This is a genomic window from Pseudomonas sp. UBT (assembly GCF_050915955.1).
Classification (GTDB): Bacteria; Pseudomonadota; Gammaproteobacteria; order Pseudomonadales; family Pseudomonadaceae; genus Aquipseudomonas; species Aquipseudomonas antarctica_A.
Window position 1 is genome coordinate 3,180,300 of sequence record NZ_CP168079.1, and the last position, 12,946, is coordinate 3,193,245.

General features: G+C 59.8%; 17 protein-coding genes. 5 read left to right on the plus strand and 12 right to left on the minus strand.

Annotation, left to right across the window (positions count from 1 at the left end):
- Nucleotides 1-91: 91 nt before the first annotated feature.
- Nucleotides 92-502, minus strand: a complete 411-nt coding sequence (locus ACDZ94_RS14475; RefSeq protein ID WP_432750350.1) for a hypothetical protein — start codon at nucleotides 500-502, stop codon at nucleotides 92-94.
- A 109-nt stretch (nucleotides 503-611) separates the two neighbouring features.
- Between ACDZ94_RS14475 and ACDZ94_RS14480 the strand changes: the two genes are divergently transcribed.
- Nucleotides 612-1,463 (plus strand): AraC family transcriptional regulator, encoded by an 852-nt coding sequence (locus ACDZ94_RS14480; RefSeq protein ID WP_064452069.1) that lies wholly within the window; start codon nucleotides 612-614, stop codon nucleotides 1,461-1,463.
- On the opposite strand, the gene ACDZ94_RS14485 is transcribed toward ACDZ94_RS14480, so the two are convergent.
- Nucleotides 1,464-2,105: a ribonuclease T2 family protein gene (locus ACDZ94_RS14485; RefSeq protein WP_432750351.1), complete on the minus strand. Its 642-nt coding sequence runs from the start codon at nucleotides 2,103-2,105 to the stop codon at nucleotides 1,464-1,466.
- Between the two features lie 89 nt (nucleotides 2,106-2,194).
- The gene (locus tag ACDZ94_RS14490) at nucleotides 2,195-3,175 is read right to left on the minus strand and encodes a Gfo/Idh/MocA family protein (RefSeq protein WP_407017331.1); all 981 of its coding nucleotides are present in this window, start codon (nucleotides 3,173-3,175) and stop codon (nucleotides 2,195-2,197) included.
- 126 nt (nucleotides 3,176-3,301) lie between these two features.
- On the opposite strand from ACDZ94_RS14490, the gene ACDZ94_RS14495 reads away from it, so the two are divergent.
- Nucleotides 3,302-3,664, plus strand: a complete 363-nt coding sequence (locus ACDZ94_RS14495) for an NUDIX hydrolase (RefSeq protein ID WP_064452066.1) — start codon at nucleotides 3,302-3,304, stop codon at nucleotides 3,662-3,664.
- Between the two features lie 302 nt (nucleotides 3,665-3,966).
- Here the strand turns inward: ACDZ94_RS14495 and ACDZ94_RS14500 are convergent, their stop codons facing one another.
- Genes ACDZ94_RS14500 through ACDZ94_RS14515 form a run of 4 tightly spaced genes read right to left on the minus strand, consistent with a single transcriptional unit; the run spans nucleotide 3,967 to nucleotide 5,813 of the window.
- Nucleotides 3,967-4,461, minus strand: a complete 495-nt coding sequence (locus ACDZ94_RS14500; protein WP_064452065.1) for a periplasmic heavy metal sensor — start codon at nucleotides 4,459-4,461, stop codon at nucleotides 3,967-3,969.
- Nucleotides 4,458-4,889 carry a hypothetical protein gene (locus ACDZ94_RS14505; RefSeq protein WP_432750352.1) on the minus strand — a complete coding sequence of 144 codons (432 nt, stop codon included), beginning with the start codon at nucleotides 4,887-4,889 and terminating at the stop codon, nucleotides 4,458-4,460. Before ACDZ94_RS14505 ends, ACDZ94_RS14500 begins: the two co-directional genes overlap by 4 nt.
- Nucleotides 4,886-5,464 (minus strand): RNA polymerase sigma factor, encoded by a 579-nt coding sequence (locus tag ACDZ94_RS14510; RefSeq protein WP_221294532.1) that lies wholly within the window; start codon nucleotides 5,462-5,464, stop codon nucleotides 4,886-4,888. The genes ACDZ94_RS14505 and ACDZ94_RS14510 overlap by 4 nt, the downstream gene beginning before the upstream one ends.
- A gap of 37 nt (nucleotides 5,465-5,501) precedes the next feature.
- On the minus strand, nucleotides 5,502-5,813 hold the full coding sequence (locus ACDZ94_RS14515) for a YXWGXW repeat-containing protein (RefSeq protein WP_064452062.1): 312 nt from the start codon (nucleotides 5,811-5,813) through the stop codon (nucleotides 5,502-5,504).
- A gap of 227 nt (nucleotides 5,814-6,040) precedes the next feature.
- Here ACDZ94_RS14515 and ACDZ94_RS14520 point away from each other — a divergent pair, with 227 nt between their 5' ends.
- The gene (locus ACDZ94_RS14520) at nucleotides 6,041-6,181 is read left to right on the plus strand and encodes a hypothetical protein (RefSeq protein WP_167353692.1); all 141 of its coding nucleotides are present in this window, start codon (nucleotides 6,041-6,043) and stop codon (nucleotides 6,179-6,181) included.
- Here the strand turns inward: ACDZ94_RS14520 and ACDZ94_RS14525 are convergent.
- Nucleotides 6,178-6,426: a DUF1652 domain-containing protein gene (locus ACDZ94_RS14525; RefSeq protein ID WP_432750353.1), complete on the minus strand. Its 249-nt coding sequence runs from the start codon at nucleotides 6,424-6,426 to the stop codon at nucleotides 6,178-6,180. The two genes, ACDZ94_RS14520 and ACDZ94_RS14525, sit on opposite strands and share 4 nt — an antisense overlap.
- 245 nt (nucleotides 6,427-6,671) lie before the next feature.
- On the opposite strand from ACDZ94_RS14525, the gene ACDZ94_RS14530 reads away from it, so the two are divergent.
- Entirely contained in the window at nucleotides 6,672-7,616 is a 945-nt protein-coding gene (locus ACDZ94_RS14530) for a sensor domain-containing diguanylate cyclase (RefSeq protein ID WP_064452060.1), read from the plus strand.
- Nucleotides 7,617-8,169: 553 nt separating this feature from the next.
- On the opposite strand, the gene ACDZ94_RS14535 is transcribed toward ACDZ94_RS14530, so the two are convergent.
- The 4 genes from ACDZ94_RS14535 to ACDZ94_RS14550 form a co-directional block, all read right to left on the minus strand.
- Nucleotides 8,170-8,616 (minus strand): GNAT family N-acetyltransferase, encoded by a 447-nt coding sequence (locus ACDZ94_RS14535; protein ID WP_432750354.1) that lies wholly within the window; start codon nucleotides 8,614-8,616, stop codon nucleotides 8,170-8,172.
- A gap of 83 nt (nucleotides 8,617-8,699) precedes the next feature.
- Nucleotides 8,700-9,608, minus strand: a complete 909-nt coding sequence (locus ACDZ94_RS14540; RefSeq protein WP_221294530.1) for a helix-turn-helix transcriptional regulator — start codon at nucleotides 9,606-9,608, stop codon at nucleotides 8,700-8,702.
- Nucleotides 9,609-9,644: 36 nt separating this feature from the next.
- Nucleotides 9,645-10,340, minus strand: coding sequence for a fumarylacetoacetate hydrolase family protein (locus tag ACDZ94_RS14545; protein WP_064452057.1), 696 nt, complete (start codon nucleotides 10,338-10,340; stop codon nucleotides 9,645-9,647).
- Between the two features lie 107 nt (nucleotides 10,341-10,447).
- Entirely contained in the window at nucleotides 10,448-10,777 is a 330-nt protein-coding gene (locus ACDZ94_RS14550) for a hypothetical protein (RefSeq protein ID WP_064454919.1), read from the minus strand.
- A gap of 331 nt (nucleotides 10,778-11,108) precedes the next feature.
- Between ACDZ94_RS14550 and ACDZ94_RS14555 the strand changes: the two genes are divergently transcribed.
- Nucleotides 11,109-12,946, plus strand: a 1,838-nt coding sequence (locus ACDZ94_RS14555; protein ID WP_432750355.1) for an RHS repeat domain-containing protein, incomplete at its 3' end; no start/stop codon positions are given.

Consider the following 12,946-nt stretch of genomic DNA (forward strand, 5'->3'; position numbering starts at 1 on the left):
GCCTGCGATGGGGCCGTGTCAGCCACCATCAAGGTGCTGACCCACCGCCATCGCAGGCAAGCCAGCTCCCACAGGGTTTGTGCGGCGGCGTTTAGAAATGCGCCACATCCGACACCTGTTCATCCAGCACATCCCGCGCCAGCGCCCAGGCGCGGTCCCTGGACTCGACCACCAGCAATGGGTAGCCCCAGGCCTTGCCGAACGTAACGGCAAACGGCTTGAGTGCCAGGCGCTTGGCCGCGCTCGGCTCGACCTGGATCATGCCTTTGACGTACGTGCGCAAGGCCTGTTTGTTTTTCTTCATCCAGATCGAGGCCTGTTTGCGCTCTTCGTGGGAGTGTTCATGGTTGCTTTCGTCGACGGCTTTTTCGTGCAGCAGTACGAACGATTGCTCGCGTGCCAGCAGGCGTTCAAAAATCACGAATGTGTCATCCGGGCCGCCTTCGTTGGGCGCGTCAAACACGATTTTCACCACAGGGAACGTCGAACTGTCGAGTCGCATGGCAGAGCTCCTAAATGAGAGTGGATCTCACTATAGAGTTCATCCCCCTGGACGGCATTGCATAAAATAGCCAATATATTTCGCAATTCAGCCAAGCAGCGAACCCGCCATGCAACGCCATCGCCTTGATCAGCACGACCCTGCCAGGGCCAGAGACGCCGACGTGATCCCGCGCGCGGTCGTGGCGGTGGGCGCCACCAGCACGTCCGAGAGCTGGGAACACGCCGCGCACGCTCATCGCAAGGGCCAGTTGATCTACACGCTGCGCGGGGTCATTCATTGCCAGATCGAGGCCGGAATCTGGATCGTGCCGCCGCAGTGCGCGCTGTGGATTCCCGGTGGTCTGTCGCATGCCGCACGGGGCTCCGGGGAGGCGGAAGTGTATTGCCTGTTGATCGATCCGGATGCCGCCGGCGCCCTGCCCGCGCAGTGCTGCACCCTGGCGGTGTCAGGCCTGTTGCATGAGCTGATCAGCAAAGCGGTCAGCTTCCCGCACTTGTATGAAGAAGACAGTGCGCAGGGGCGCCTGATCAGCACGCTGCTGGACGAACTGGCGCAGGCCCCGGTTGAAGCCCTGCACCTGCCCATGCCCCGGGACCTGCGGCTGCGGCGCCTGGCCGACAGCCTGCTGGCCGCCCCGGCAGACAAAGCCACGCTCGGCCAGTGGGCCGTGCGCATTGGCATGAGCGAGCGCAGCATGACGCGCCTGCTGTTAGAGGAGTTAGGCTTGAGTTTCGGGCGCTGGCGCCGGCAGTTGCATGTGATCCTGTCACTGCAACGCCTGGCCAAGGGTGAAAGTGTGCAGCGGGTCGCGCTGGACCTGGGTTATGAGAACGCCAGCGGCTTTATCACGATGTTCCGCAAAACGGTGGGCCAACCGCCGGCACGTTACCTGGCGGATCGGGCCGGGGCGTCGAGCGCAACGGCGCCTGCCGCCATCGCATTGCACCCCGGTACGTGATCAACGCTGAACCGGAATCCGAATGTCCCCACCCTTGCACTGGGTCTTCACACTCTTTGGGCAGCCGGCGAAGCGCAGTTCCTTGCTCAGGCACACCCGCACTTCGGACAACACCTTGCCCTTACAGATGACGGCCATGCCATGGTCGCCCATGGCCGGGTTGCTCTGGCGGAACAGGCTTTCAATCGCCTGCGCATCCAGGTAATTCGGCACGTTGAACGGCTGCAATTGCTGCGGAATCTGCACCGCTGCCAGGGCCGTATCGGTCGCGTCCAGGTAGCGCGAAGCCTCCAGCCCGCTGCAGGTGCCGTGCTTGGACCACTCATGCTTGAGCAGGGCCTGTGTCGGGAAGATCAACGCACCTTTGGCCAACTCATCGGCCGACAACCGCGATTGCGCATCACACGACGCCGGCCAGCCGCCTTTGGCGTACTGCGGCCACAGCCCATGCAGTACAAACCCATAGCCTTTGCCCGAGCATTGCTCGTTACCCGGGTGCGTCAGGCAGAACGTTGGTGACCATGATAATGACAGCACATAAAAATCAAAATGCCCCGCCGGCCGTTGCTCCCGTGGTGCGGCTTGCGTCGCCATACTGGCCAGCACCAGCCCCAGTGCCACTAAGGCTGCCTTGTAGTTCATCGATCCATTCCTTGAAAAAGTAAGCGACTAGTGTGGGTCCTGGCCAGTGCCAACCGACAGTCACAAAAGCAACGCCCGCCATAGGAAAATCAATCAGGACGGCGCGGATTGCGTAGCAATACTTTATCCAGAATTCGATCCGTCTTCAGCGCCTCGATCGCCAGTGAAGGATGCTCGGCTTCCCCACGAATGTGCGCGTTCATGGCCTGCACGTGATGCCATTGGATATGTTCATGGCAAGGCACTTCCAACACTTCGTCAACCTCACCTTCAAGACGCAACGGCTCGTCCTCGAACACCGCAAACGTGATGCGGCCAGCGCTGCCGATCAGCTCCACCCGGTCTTCGCGGCGATCCGCGACAAAGTTCCAGCAGCCCATGCCCAGCGCGCCCGAACTGAAGGTCCAGCAGGCCGTCACCGCATCCTCAGCCGCATACTGCCCCGCTTGTCGTGCAGTAAAACCGGTGACTTCGACGATATCGCCCGCCAGGTACTGGAACAGGTCAAACCCATGGCTGGCGAGGTCGGCAAAGTAGCCGCCGCCGGCGATGGCCGGGTCGGTACGCCAATTGGCAGGGCTGGCGTCGGCGGGCGCTGGCGGCTTGCACAGCGACCAGGTCACATGGCGCAACTCACCGATGCGCCCGTCCCGCAGCCAGTCGCGCACTTGCTGAAAGCGTGGCAGCGAACGGCGGTAGTAGGACACAAACAAGTGCAGCCCGGCGCGCTCGAAGGTGCGCTGCATCAGCGCGCTTTGCTCGGCGTTGATGGCCATGGGCTTCTCGACGCAGCAATGCTTGCCCGCCGCAGCCACCATCAGGCTGTATTCAAGGTGGCTGTCGGGTGGGGTGGCGATGTACACCGCGTCGACTTCAGGGTCGTCAATCAGTGCCTGGGCGTCGGTATAGAAACGGGCAATGCCGTGGCGTGCCGCATAATCGCGCACAGCGGCTTCGCGGCGCCCCATCACGGCCACCAGCGCAGAACCTGGCACTTTGTAGAAGGCGGGTCCACTCTTTAACTCAGTGACACTGCCACAGCCAATCATGCCCCAACGTACGGTATTCATCAGTTGTCCTCGTCCGTTTTATCAAGGGGGAAGTATCCACATCACCACCCGTGCGCGCCACCGCCGATTAGCATGACAATTGCATTACACTTTCATGACAGTCATTCAACTAGGGAGGTGTAGACCTTGAAAATACGTGCAACCGTCATTTGCAAACATGAGGAGCGCATCCTCTTCGTGCGCAAGGCCAGGTCAAAATGGGCATTGCCGGGCGGCAAGGTCGAGCGTGACGAGCGCCCGGTCGGGGCAGCCGCACGCGAGCTGCAAGAAGAAACCGGGTTGAACGTGGACGGCCTGCTGTACTTGCAGGAATTGAAAGCCCGCGACACGGTGCATCATGTGTTCGAAGCCTCGGTGGTGAACATTGCCGAGGCGCACCCACGCAACGAGATCATTGATTGCCGGTGGCACGCTTATAGTGCCATGGACGAGCTGGACACCACCGACGCCACCCGGCACATCGTCAAATCCTTCCTGCGTCGCCTCTGACTCCCCGCCTCACCCCGCCTTCCGTTTTCTGCCGTTCGACAAAGGATTTGACGAACGCGGCAGCGGCTGTACGTCTTGCCTCGGCCATCCAACCGCTTTAATCCGCTGATTGTCGTGCGCACGGGTCTGCACCGGACGTCACGAATGTTGGGGATTTCGGTGTTGCATCAAGTGGGTATGGCGAGGTTGCAGGTGGACAGTGCGCTTAGATCGCAAAGACCGAGTCGCCTGCATCGCAGGCAAGCCAGCCCCCACAGCTGACCGGGCCTGACTCAGGAGCCAGGTCGTCACCTGCATACAGATCAAGAACGCGGTTTATTCCCCGCGACCTGGGGGAGTTTCTCCTTGGTTTTGCCCTGCCCGCGCTGGTACAGCGCCTCGACCAGTTTCTGCCGCTCGTCCTGGGGCAAGTTGCTTGCGAACTGCGCCAGTGTGGCATCCACCAGCGCCCTGAGCGCGACATCCGCTTCGCGGGCCTTGGCCAGTTCGGCCACCAGTACATCGTGATCCAGCGTCGGCGCTTCGAGTTGTTTGATCACACCCAGGCGCGCTTCGCGACCGGCCATGATCAGCGGTTGGCTGTCAGCACGGTTATGCCGCAGCAGTTGGCGCAACTCTTTGCGGCGCTCTGCCGGCAACTTGATCATCGCCTGGCGCAGGCCGTGCTGGTTGACCACCGCTTCGGCCGGCTTGGCAGTGGCCATCCAGTGATACAGGCCGCCACCTACACCGCCGATCAGGAACACGTTGAGCAACACCGAGACGACCAGCCAGGGTTTAAGGGATTTTACGGTCATTGCTCGGTTTCCTCGGCGTTGACAGTGAAGACGACGTCGGCATCGCCCTGATCGAAGACACTGGGCAGCACTTCGGATGACAACATGGGCAATGGCACACTCAACGACGCCACCAGCACCCCGGCGGCGATACCTGCAATCCCCACACCGACCAGGCCGGCGGGCGATAACCAGTTGGCATAGCGCGGCCAGAAAGAGGCGCGTCGCGGGGCTGACTGGCGAATCTGCCGTGCCAGTGCCGGATCTGCGAATGCCAGTTGATGGTTGTCCAACTGCCCATCCAGCCAGCCCGCCTCGCACAACGCCTCGCGCGCGCTGGCGTTACCGCTGTCGAGCAAGGCCTGGGCCGCGGCCTGTTCAGCGATGGGCCAGCGGTGCAGGCTGGCTCCATAGGCATCAGCCAAGTGCGCAAATCGTTCAGGTGTCATGATTTTCCCCTTCCTGGGCGGGCAAGCCCGGGTGTGTCGGCAAGTTGGCTGCGCAACTGGCGGCGGGCCCTCGACAGCAGGCTCTCCAGTGCCTCGACGCTGATATTCATCAGAGCCGCGGCGTCGATGTTCGACAGCTCCTGATAGTACTGCAGCACAATGGCTTCGCGCTGGCGCTCGGGTAACCTGGCCAATGCAGCGGCCATTCGGGCACTGCGGTCGGCTGTTTCCAACTGCTCATCGGGGGACGGCGCGCTGTCCGCCAGTGTCAGCACCTCCTCCTCGTTCAACGGGCGTTCCTTGCGCCGGCGCAGGCGGTCATGGCACAGGTTGAGCGCCACCCGGTGCAGCCAGGTGTCAAAACGCGCTTCGCCGGCGCGCCAGTTGGCCGCCTGGCGCCAGATCCGCAGAAAACTTTCCTGGGCGACGTCCTTGGCTTCGTCGGCATCCCCCAGGATCCGACTGGCGAGCGCCAGCAAACGCGGCAACTTGCGCGTTACCATTTCGTTGACGGCGGCAGGCTCGTTGTTGCTGATACGCGCCAGTAGCTCAACGTCCGGATCAGTGTCTTTCAATCGGGTAACTCTCGGTCCGCAGGCTAAGTATCAAATTTCAGCGGACCCAATGGCCTTCGCGCCAATACCAGTTCGGGCCACGGGATTCCCAGTGCCCAGGCTCCCAGCGGGCATTGCGCATCACCGGCTGCCAATGGCCCGGCACCCATGCATAGGCACCGCGTTCCCATTTCCAGTGGCCACGGTCCCACGCGTAGCCCGGGCGTTCGGCAGGGATCACTTCAACCCGTTCTGCCGGAGGCGCCTGGCGGATGATCACTTCGGTCTGGGCAAAGGTCGGGGTACTGACAAGCGCGGCAAAGGCCATCGGGATCAACAGGGCATAGCGCAATTTGGCCAGTGTTCTCATGGCAACTCCTCCATATGGCGAACGAAAATGCTCGCTGCTGATGAGTTGAACGGCGTGCGCCGAAAAATCCGTCGCACGTCGCGCAGCTTTTTTTCAAGGCCGAGATTGAAAGGAGTATTGCTCAGGGGATGAGGGGGCTTGATGAAATGTGTGCAGGCATCGCGACGGATTTGCGCAGGTAGCGGCGTTCAAGAGGTAACGCAGAACACACAATGAGGAAAAATATCATGTCCCGTCGACTCTATATGCTGGTTGCCGCCCTGTTGATCGTCAGCCTCAGCGGCTGCGTGATCCTGCCGGAACACCGGCATTGCTGCTGGCGCTACTACGGCGCAGTGTCCACGCCCACCAGCACCGTCAACAGCTAGCCCACCGCAGCAAAGCCACGGCGCCCGGCCTTGATCTCGGTGCGCAATTCGCCAATCAGGTTTGAGATGGAACGGATGCTGTCCAGGCCTTTGGGCGACACCCGGGTCAGCAGCAAGTCGACACGACCGGACGCCGGCTCGAACACGCTGATGCGCAGCGAGCCGTCGCTGTTGAAACTGCAATCACAGGAAAGCGGGAGGAAGCCCACGGCCATGATGCGGTTGAGTTCGATGATCGAAATCATGCTGAGCCCCCGTCCCTGGGTTCTACCCTGTTGGTGTGATGCATCCAGCATAGATAAGGTTTTGTCTGCTACTGAACAATTAATTCAAAAGTGATACCTGTGCCGCATTTTGCCCCGTAAATGCTGGTGCGCTGACGCCAGAAACCCAGCACACGACCTCTCGTCCGTCACTTTGGCGAAGGCTTGACTCGCGGCGTGGTTCAAAAGACGCTCTTGGCTTTTCGCCATCACTCGAGCAGCCCGCCATGAGCATCAATCCACCGAGCCAGCCTGATAGTGACGTGTACAGGACGCTGCTGGAGTCGACCAAGGCCATCCCCTGGCGCATTGACTGGCAGACCATGACCTTCAGCTATATCGGACCGCAGATCGAAACGTTGTTGGGCTGGACCCCGCAAAGTTGGGTCAGCGTGGATGACTGGGTAGAACGGATGCACCCGGACGACCGCGAATACGTGGTGAATTTCTGCGTGTCGCAATCACGCGCCGGCGTGGACCATGAAGCCGATTACCGCGCGCTGACAGTGAACGGCGACTATGTGTGGATTCGCGACGTGGTGCATGTGGTGCGCAAGGACGATGAAGTCCAGGCATTGATTGGCTTTATGTTCGATATCAGCGAGCGCAAGAAGACCGAAGAACACCTGATCCGCTTGCAAAAACAACTGGAGGAGTATTCCTTTCAGGACGGCCTCACCGGCATCGCCAACCGCCGGATGTTCGACACCGTACTCGAACGGGAATGGGCCAGCGCGCAGCGAAGCCAGCTGCCGTTGTCGTTGATCATTCTCGATATTGATTTTTTCAAGCAGTACAACGACCACTACGGCCATCTCAAGGGCGATGAATGCCTGCGCCAGGTGGCTCGTACCTTGTCGCTGGCGGCCAACCGGCCACGGGATTTCATCGCACGTATCGGCGGCGAGGAGTTTGTGTGGTTGCTGCCGGAGACCGACGCGGCATCAGCCAGGCAGGTGGCCCGACGCTGCCTGCATCTGATCTGCCAGCAGCAGATCGAGCACGAATTTTCAGCGGTTTCCCAGTTACTGACGCTGAGCCTGGGAGTCGGCACCCATGTCGTAACACCGAACAGCGCGATGCTGGGGTTTGTCGAATCCGTCGACAAGTTGCTGTACCAGGCCAAACGTAATGGACGGATGCGGGCGGAGTTTGCCGATATTGAAACTTGACGTCGAAGTCAAACTCCGGGCAAAAAAAATCCCAAGTAGCTGATGGAAACTTGGGATTTAAAAATGCATAAACCGTGGGAGGTGAACGCCCGGCAATACTACCGACTGGATAAACCTGTCACAAGATTATTTTAATCCTTTCGTCGGATTAAAAGCGTCGTAAGTCATTCAATAACCACACAATTTTCAGGGTGTCGAAGACTAAAAGTGCCACTTTTTGGTGCAATTAAGCGTTATAACCCTAACGACTTCTCGGCTGTATTTCCGCTATTAAAATGGGGTTATTGCCTACAACGGCGCGACACTGTCGGAATACCGCTGTCTTAATTGTTTGCAGGCTTCGGGCGACTCAAAGCCTGCGGGCGATGCCGCGCGAGCAACGTTTTCTATACGTTGGCAGAGGGCCAGGCGCTCTGCTGCCTCTTGCCGATCACGGTCTACCTGGGCGTTAAACCGTATAAAACAGACGCCGAGCAGCACCGCCACGCACAGAACCCCGATCGAAAAATAGCGAAAGCTGTTGGCCGGAGAGGGTTCTGGTAGGTTCATTGCTTTAAGGCGCCCTGCTCTTTTCATAACGGACATCGTCGCCATCGACCCGTCCCACCTTCGACCAACCCAGTCGTTGGTAAAACCCATTGGCCCTTATTTCATCACGTCCATCCGTGACCAGAAACAACCTGTCGTGGCGTTCGAACAACGCGGCTTCAGCCACCGCCATCAGTCGGCGGCCCAAGCCACGGCCCTCGTAGGCAGGGTGCACGAACATCGCAAACACCTCGCCTTCGGCCAGGTCGACCATGGAAAACGCGGCGGATTGGCCATTCACGTGCGCGACCCAAACACACGGCGCTTCGCGGATACTGTCTGCCAACACCTGCGGCGTAATGCCAAGGTCGGCCAGCTGTGCACGACTCAAGTGGTTTTGCAGCACCGCGGTGCGGATGGCAAACAAGCTGTCGATATCCGCAAGCGTCGCCAATCGTACGAGGTTTTCCATGAACGCCTCCTCCCCTACAACATGCGATTGTATGCAAATAGAAACATATACATTGTGGTGGATTTGTAAGAGAAAGCGCGCGACTACAAGGATTCTGTCTGCTGCCGACGGCGAAACTGCCCTGGGGTCAAGCCGTGGGCCTTACGAAAACACCGGGAGAAGTACGCTTGATCCGTAAACCCGCAGCGCTGGGCGATCACACCGATCATTTGCGCGCTGTTGAGCAATAAGGTGCGCGCCAACTGCATGCGACGGTCAAGCACCCATTGGGAAAAGGGTTTGCCGGTTTCTTTGCGTAGCAGATGAGTGAGGTAGTTGGGCGACAGGAACGCAGCGGCCGCCGCGTCGGTCAGGTTGAGCGTCGGTTCGTGCAGATGCTCGCGAATATAGCCCTGCAGCCTTGCCAGGGCGTCTTTGCGACCGCGCCGCGTGGCGTTATTGGCGGCAAATGCCTGCAAGGGTTCGGCGTACTGTTCGCAGACGAGGCCGACCAGTTGGAATAGATAGCCTTTTAGTCGCTCACGGGCGCCGAACGTGCGATGGGCGTCCAGGGTGCGCATATGCGCGAGCCAGGTTTTCACTTCGTCGAAGGCCGCGTCGTCGAGAATGAAATCCAGTTGCTCCTGAAAGCGAAATGGCGACAACTCCGGCGCCTGGCCGATGGGGATGTCCTCCAAATCCAACGGATCGCAGGTCAATTGCGGCAGGAAAAACGCCTGGCTGAAGTTGATCAGCATGAACTCGCCGTCTTGCGGGTGGGGAATCACATGCAGGCGATGGGGCAGGATAAACGCCAGGGCTTTGTGCGGAAACGGTCGCACCGCGCCGCCGATATGTTGCACGGTGTCGCCGCCCAGGTTGATCTGGATCTGGAAGTATTCATGCCGATGCGGGCTGGTCAGCGCCGCCCGCCCGCGTTTATCGCGGATATAGAAGTCGGGGCGGTCGCTGCGTTGCTCCATGCCATAGGTGGTGACGCGGGTGCCTGGCATAACAGTCTCTCGGGTGGCCTGGGCACCACTTTAGCCTCAACCTTGGCCGAGGGTGAAACTCAACTCGCCAACGCCGTCGATGCCGGCGGTGACCACATCCCCCGGCTGCAACGCGCCGACGCCCGCCGGGGTGCCGGTAAAGATCAGGTCACCGGCCTTGAGTGCTACCGATTTGGAGGCGTGGCTGATTACTTCACTGACCGACCAAATCTGATCGGCCAGGTCGCCGAGCTGGCGTTGCTCACCATTGACCTTGAGCCAGATTTTGCCGCTCGACGGGTGCCCTACCGCACTCACAGGCTGCAACGCGGTACTGGGCGCCGACTCATCGAAAGCCTTGGCCCATTCCCACGGACGGGAGAGCTTTTTCGCCTGGGCCTGCAGGTCTCGGCGAGTCAGGTCAATGCCGACGCCATAACCCCATATATGCGAAAAAGCCTGTTCCGGGCTGATATCCACCCCGTCTTTGCCGATGGCCACCACCAGTTCCACTTCGTGGTGCAGGTCAGCGGTCAACGGCGGGTAAGCAATCACCCCTTTGGCCGGCACTACCGTATCCGCCGGCTTCATGAAGAAAAACGGCGGCTCGCGATCCGGGTCATGCCCCATTTCGCGGGCGTGCTCGCTGTAGTTGCGGCCTACGCAGAAGACGCGACGCAGCGGGAAACGCGCGTCGCTGCCTTGTATGGCCAGGGATGGGGTTGGCGCGGGGGTGAATACGTAATCAGTCATGGCCTGTGCCTCTTGGTTTACCTGGCGCCAGTATGGCGAGGCACGCCAGGGCAAAGTTGGACAGGTTTACGCAAATTTTGCACTGGCCAGTGCAAATCGCCGGTGGATCATTTGCGCGCCACTTTGTAACGCAGGCAATCCTGATAAAAACTCTGACGAATCACCTCAGGTTTGAGACGTGAAGGGCTGTCATAAGTCTGCTCGGTGATGCCCATCGCCATCATGCGCATCCACGATTTGCTGAACTTGATGGTCTGGATCTTCTGCCGCGCGGCATACAGCGACACGCCCGACAGTTTGAGTTCCTGAGCCCTGGCGGCGGTGCCTGCGCCCCAGCTGCACATGTACTTGTCACCTTCGCGCAGCTCCCGTGCCTGCACGGCAGCCGCGCCGCCGGCCAGGGAGCAGGCGATCAGCATCATTCCAACAGTGCGCATTTGCATCCCCACCTAACCACCTGAAAATAAAAGCGATTCTGGCGAGAATTTTGTTACAAAGGGGCCATTAAATTGCCTTATCGACGACTTATCGCTCCTGCTAGGTCGCACTCGCGCGGTTATCCAAGTAGGCATAGGCCGCCGTGGTGTCGAGGTTGTCGTCAAGGCTGGCGCAATGAGCTGAATCGCTTTTTTGTGTAGGCCTTCGGGTTAGTTTTTTGCGGTTTTTACCCGCTTAAAGTCATCTATTTCTGATTTTTCCAACCACTCGTCCAGCCGCTTTTTCCTGCAGCAGACTCCGACGCCTTGCCATCTTGCCGAGACGTCACGGATGACCAACGCTGCCCACATTGCCTTTATCGAACATGAACTGAATGGCTTTCATCAGAGCATGGCGGAGTATCGCCAGCAGATGGGGGCCTGGTATGCGCGGGCATTGGATTCGCTCAGCCACGCAACGGATATGCCGTCGTTGCTGGGGATGGATCGGGTGCTGAGGGCGGGGGATTCGCAACAATCAGTCAGTATTTCCGATACGCGTTTTTCCACCGTCGCCCGCTGCCCGGCGGGCGGTGTGCTGAAGATCGAAAGCACGTTCGAGTCGGTGTACGACGTGCCGATCGGCGACATCCCGGTTGAGGTTATTCGACTGGATGACGGCAGTTCCACCGTGATCATGCTGGATGAACACGGCAAAGGCTCACACACCTGCGTGGCAGGCGGGCGATATGAGGTGCGGGTGCAGGGCGGCGTTTCTGCGCACCAGGTGGACGCGTTGTTTGCGTCCTACGCCGGGCTGACGGCGGACCTGGAGCAATGGCTGCGCGAGCAATGGAAAGACTTCAAACCCTATTGGCAGCAATCGACCGCCAGCGCGATTGGCAGCGGCGTGCTGGCGGGCAGTTGGGCGGCGATCCGGGACGTGTGGGACAGCATCAAGCTGGTGCAGGCGATTCTTGAAGACCCGTTGAAATACGTCGAGCAGCTCGGCACCGAGGCCGCCAAGTTGGCGCAGTTGGCCACCGATGCGCCCAAGGTCATGGAACAGGCGATGTTGCTGGCCAGTGATGAGGCGGCGCTGTACCTGATAGTGCGCACGGCCATGCTGTGGCTGGACGCGCTGCCGCCGGGCGAGATAGCCGAGGTGGCGGCCGGGTTTGTGGTGTCCTTGTTGATTGACCTGGTGATTGGCGCGGTGTTGATGATCGCGCTGCCGGCGGCGGGAGTGGCGTATCTGAGTGTACGGTTGGTCAAGTATGGCGCACAGATTCTTGAAGCCGCCGTTGGTTTTGTCAGGAGCCTGCTCACGATTCTGACCAGGTTTATGCAGGCGGTGGATCGCTACAAGGCGGTGGCGGTTCGCGGCGTGGTCGGCGGGCTCAAGCAAGGCACGATGCAGATGCGCTGGCGGGCGCGGCAGAACGCGGTTCTCAAGCAGAAAGAGTCGGTTAATGATGTGCCTGCGTCGGCTAAAAACCCGAACGGGGATGCGGCGGCGGCTGCGGATAAGACGGCTACTAATGGATGCCCGGTGTCGATGGTGACCGGGGAAGAATTGCTGACCCTCACCGACGGCACCTTGGATGGGGTTTTGCCGTTTGAGTGGACGCGGCTGTATCGCACCAGTGCGGTGGACGTGGATTGCGGCTTGGGGTTTGGCTGGAGTCATGCGCTGGCCCAGCGGTTGGTGGTTACGGGTGATTCGGTGGTGTGGACGGATCATGAGAACCGGTCGACTGCCCTACCCTTGCCTACGGTGGCTCGGCCGGCGATTACCAATAGCTTGGCCGAAGCGGCGATCTACTTGGGCGCTTTGCCCGATGAGTTAGTGCTGGCTCAGGCGTCGCGTTTTTATCACTTTCGCGACGGTGTGCTGACGGCCATCAGCGATACGTATGACAACCGGCTGCGCATCAGCCGTGATCGTTTGGGGCGAATCGAACGACTGGATAACGGTGCGGGTCGCTCGCTGTTTTTGCGCTATGCGTTTGGCCGCATCGTGGCGGTGGACTATCAGGTTCATCGCGCCAAAGGGCATGAACCCTTTGAATGGGTGACTGAACAGAACGTCGTTTCCTACGCCTATGACGAAGTTGGACGGTTGGTTTCAGCGACCAACGCTGTCGGTGAAAGCGAGGTTTATCGGTACGACGATCAGCACGTCATTCT

What these genes read in the sequence shown, in the direction of transcription:
- ACDZ94_RS14545 (WP_064452057.1), bottom strand. Translation starts at nt 10,340, where the DNA reads ATGACTGATTACGTATTCACCCCCGCGCCAACCCCATCCCTGGCCATA.
- ACDZ94_RS14530 (WP_064452060.1), top strand. Translation starts at nt 6,672, where the DNA reads ATGAGCATCAATCCACCGAGCCAGCCTGATAGTGACGTGTACAGGACG.
- ACDZ94_RS14500 (WP_064452065.1), bottom strand. Translation starts at nt 4,461, where the DNA reads ATGACCGTAAAATCCCTTAAACCCTGGCTGGTCGTCTCGGTGTTGCTC.
- ACDZ94_RS14520 (WP_167353692.1), top strand. Translation starts at nt 6,041, where the DNA reads ATGTCCCGTCGACTCTATATGCTGGTTGCCGCCCTGTTGATCGTCAGC.
- ACDZ94_RS14475 (WP_432750350.1), bottom strand. Translation starts at nt 502, where the DNA reads ATGCGACTCGACAGTTCGACGTTCCCTGTGGTGAAAATCGTGTTTGAC.
- ACDZ94_RS14515 (WP_064452062.1), bottom strand. Translation starts at nt 5,813, where the DNA reads ATGAGAACACTGGCCAAATTGCGCTATGCCCTGTTGATCCCGATGGCC.
- ACDZ94_RS14485 (WP_432750351.1), bottom strand. Translation starts at nt 2,105, where the DNA reads ATGAACTACAAGGCAGCCTTAGTGGCACTGGGGCTGGTGCTGGCCAGT.
- ACDZ94_RS14540 (WP_221294530.1), bottom strand. Translation starts at nt 9,608, where the DNA reads ATGCCAGGCACCCGCGTCACCACCTATGGCATGGAGCAACGCAGCGAC.
- ACDZ94_RS14525 (WP_432750353.1), bottom strand. Translation starts at nt 6,426, where the DNA reads ATGATTTCGATCATCGAACTCAACCGCATCATGGCCGTGGGCTTCCTC.
- ACDZ94_RS14535 (WP_432750354.1), bottom strand. Translation starts at nt 8,616, where the DNA reads ATGGAAAACCTCGTACGATTGGCGACGCTTGCGGATATCGACAGCTTG.
- ACDZ94_RS14550 (WP_064454919.1), bottom strand. Translation starts at nt 10,777, where the DNA reads ATGCGCACTGTTGGAATGATGCTGATCGCCTGCTCCCTGGCCGGCGGC.
- ACDZ94_RS14490 (WP_407017331.1), bottom strand. Translation starts at nt 3,175, where the DNA reads ATGAATACCGTACGTTGGGGCATGATTGGCTGTGGCAGTGTCACTGAG.
- ACDZ94_RS14505 (WP_432750352.1), bottom strand. Translation starts at nt 4,889, where the DNA reads ATGACACCTGAACGATTTGCGCACTTGGCTGATGCCTATGGAGCCAGC.
- ACDZ94_RS14480 (WP_064452069.1), top strand. Translation starts at nt 612, where the DNA reads ATGCAACGCCATCGCCTTGATCAGCACGACCCTGCCAGGGCCAGAGAC.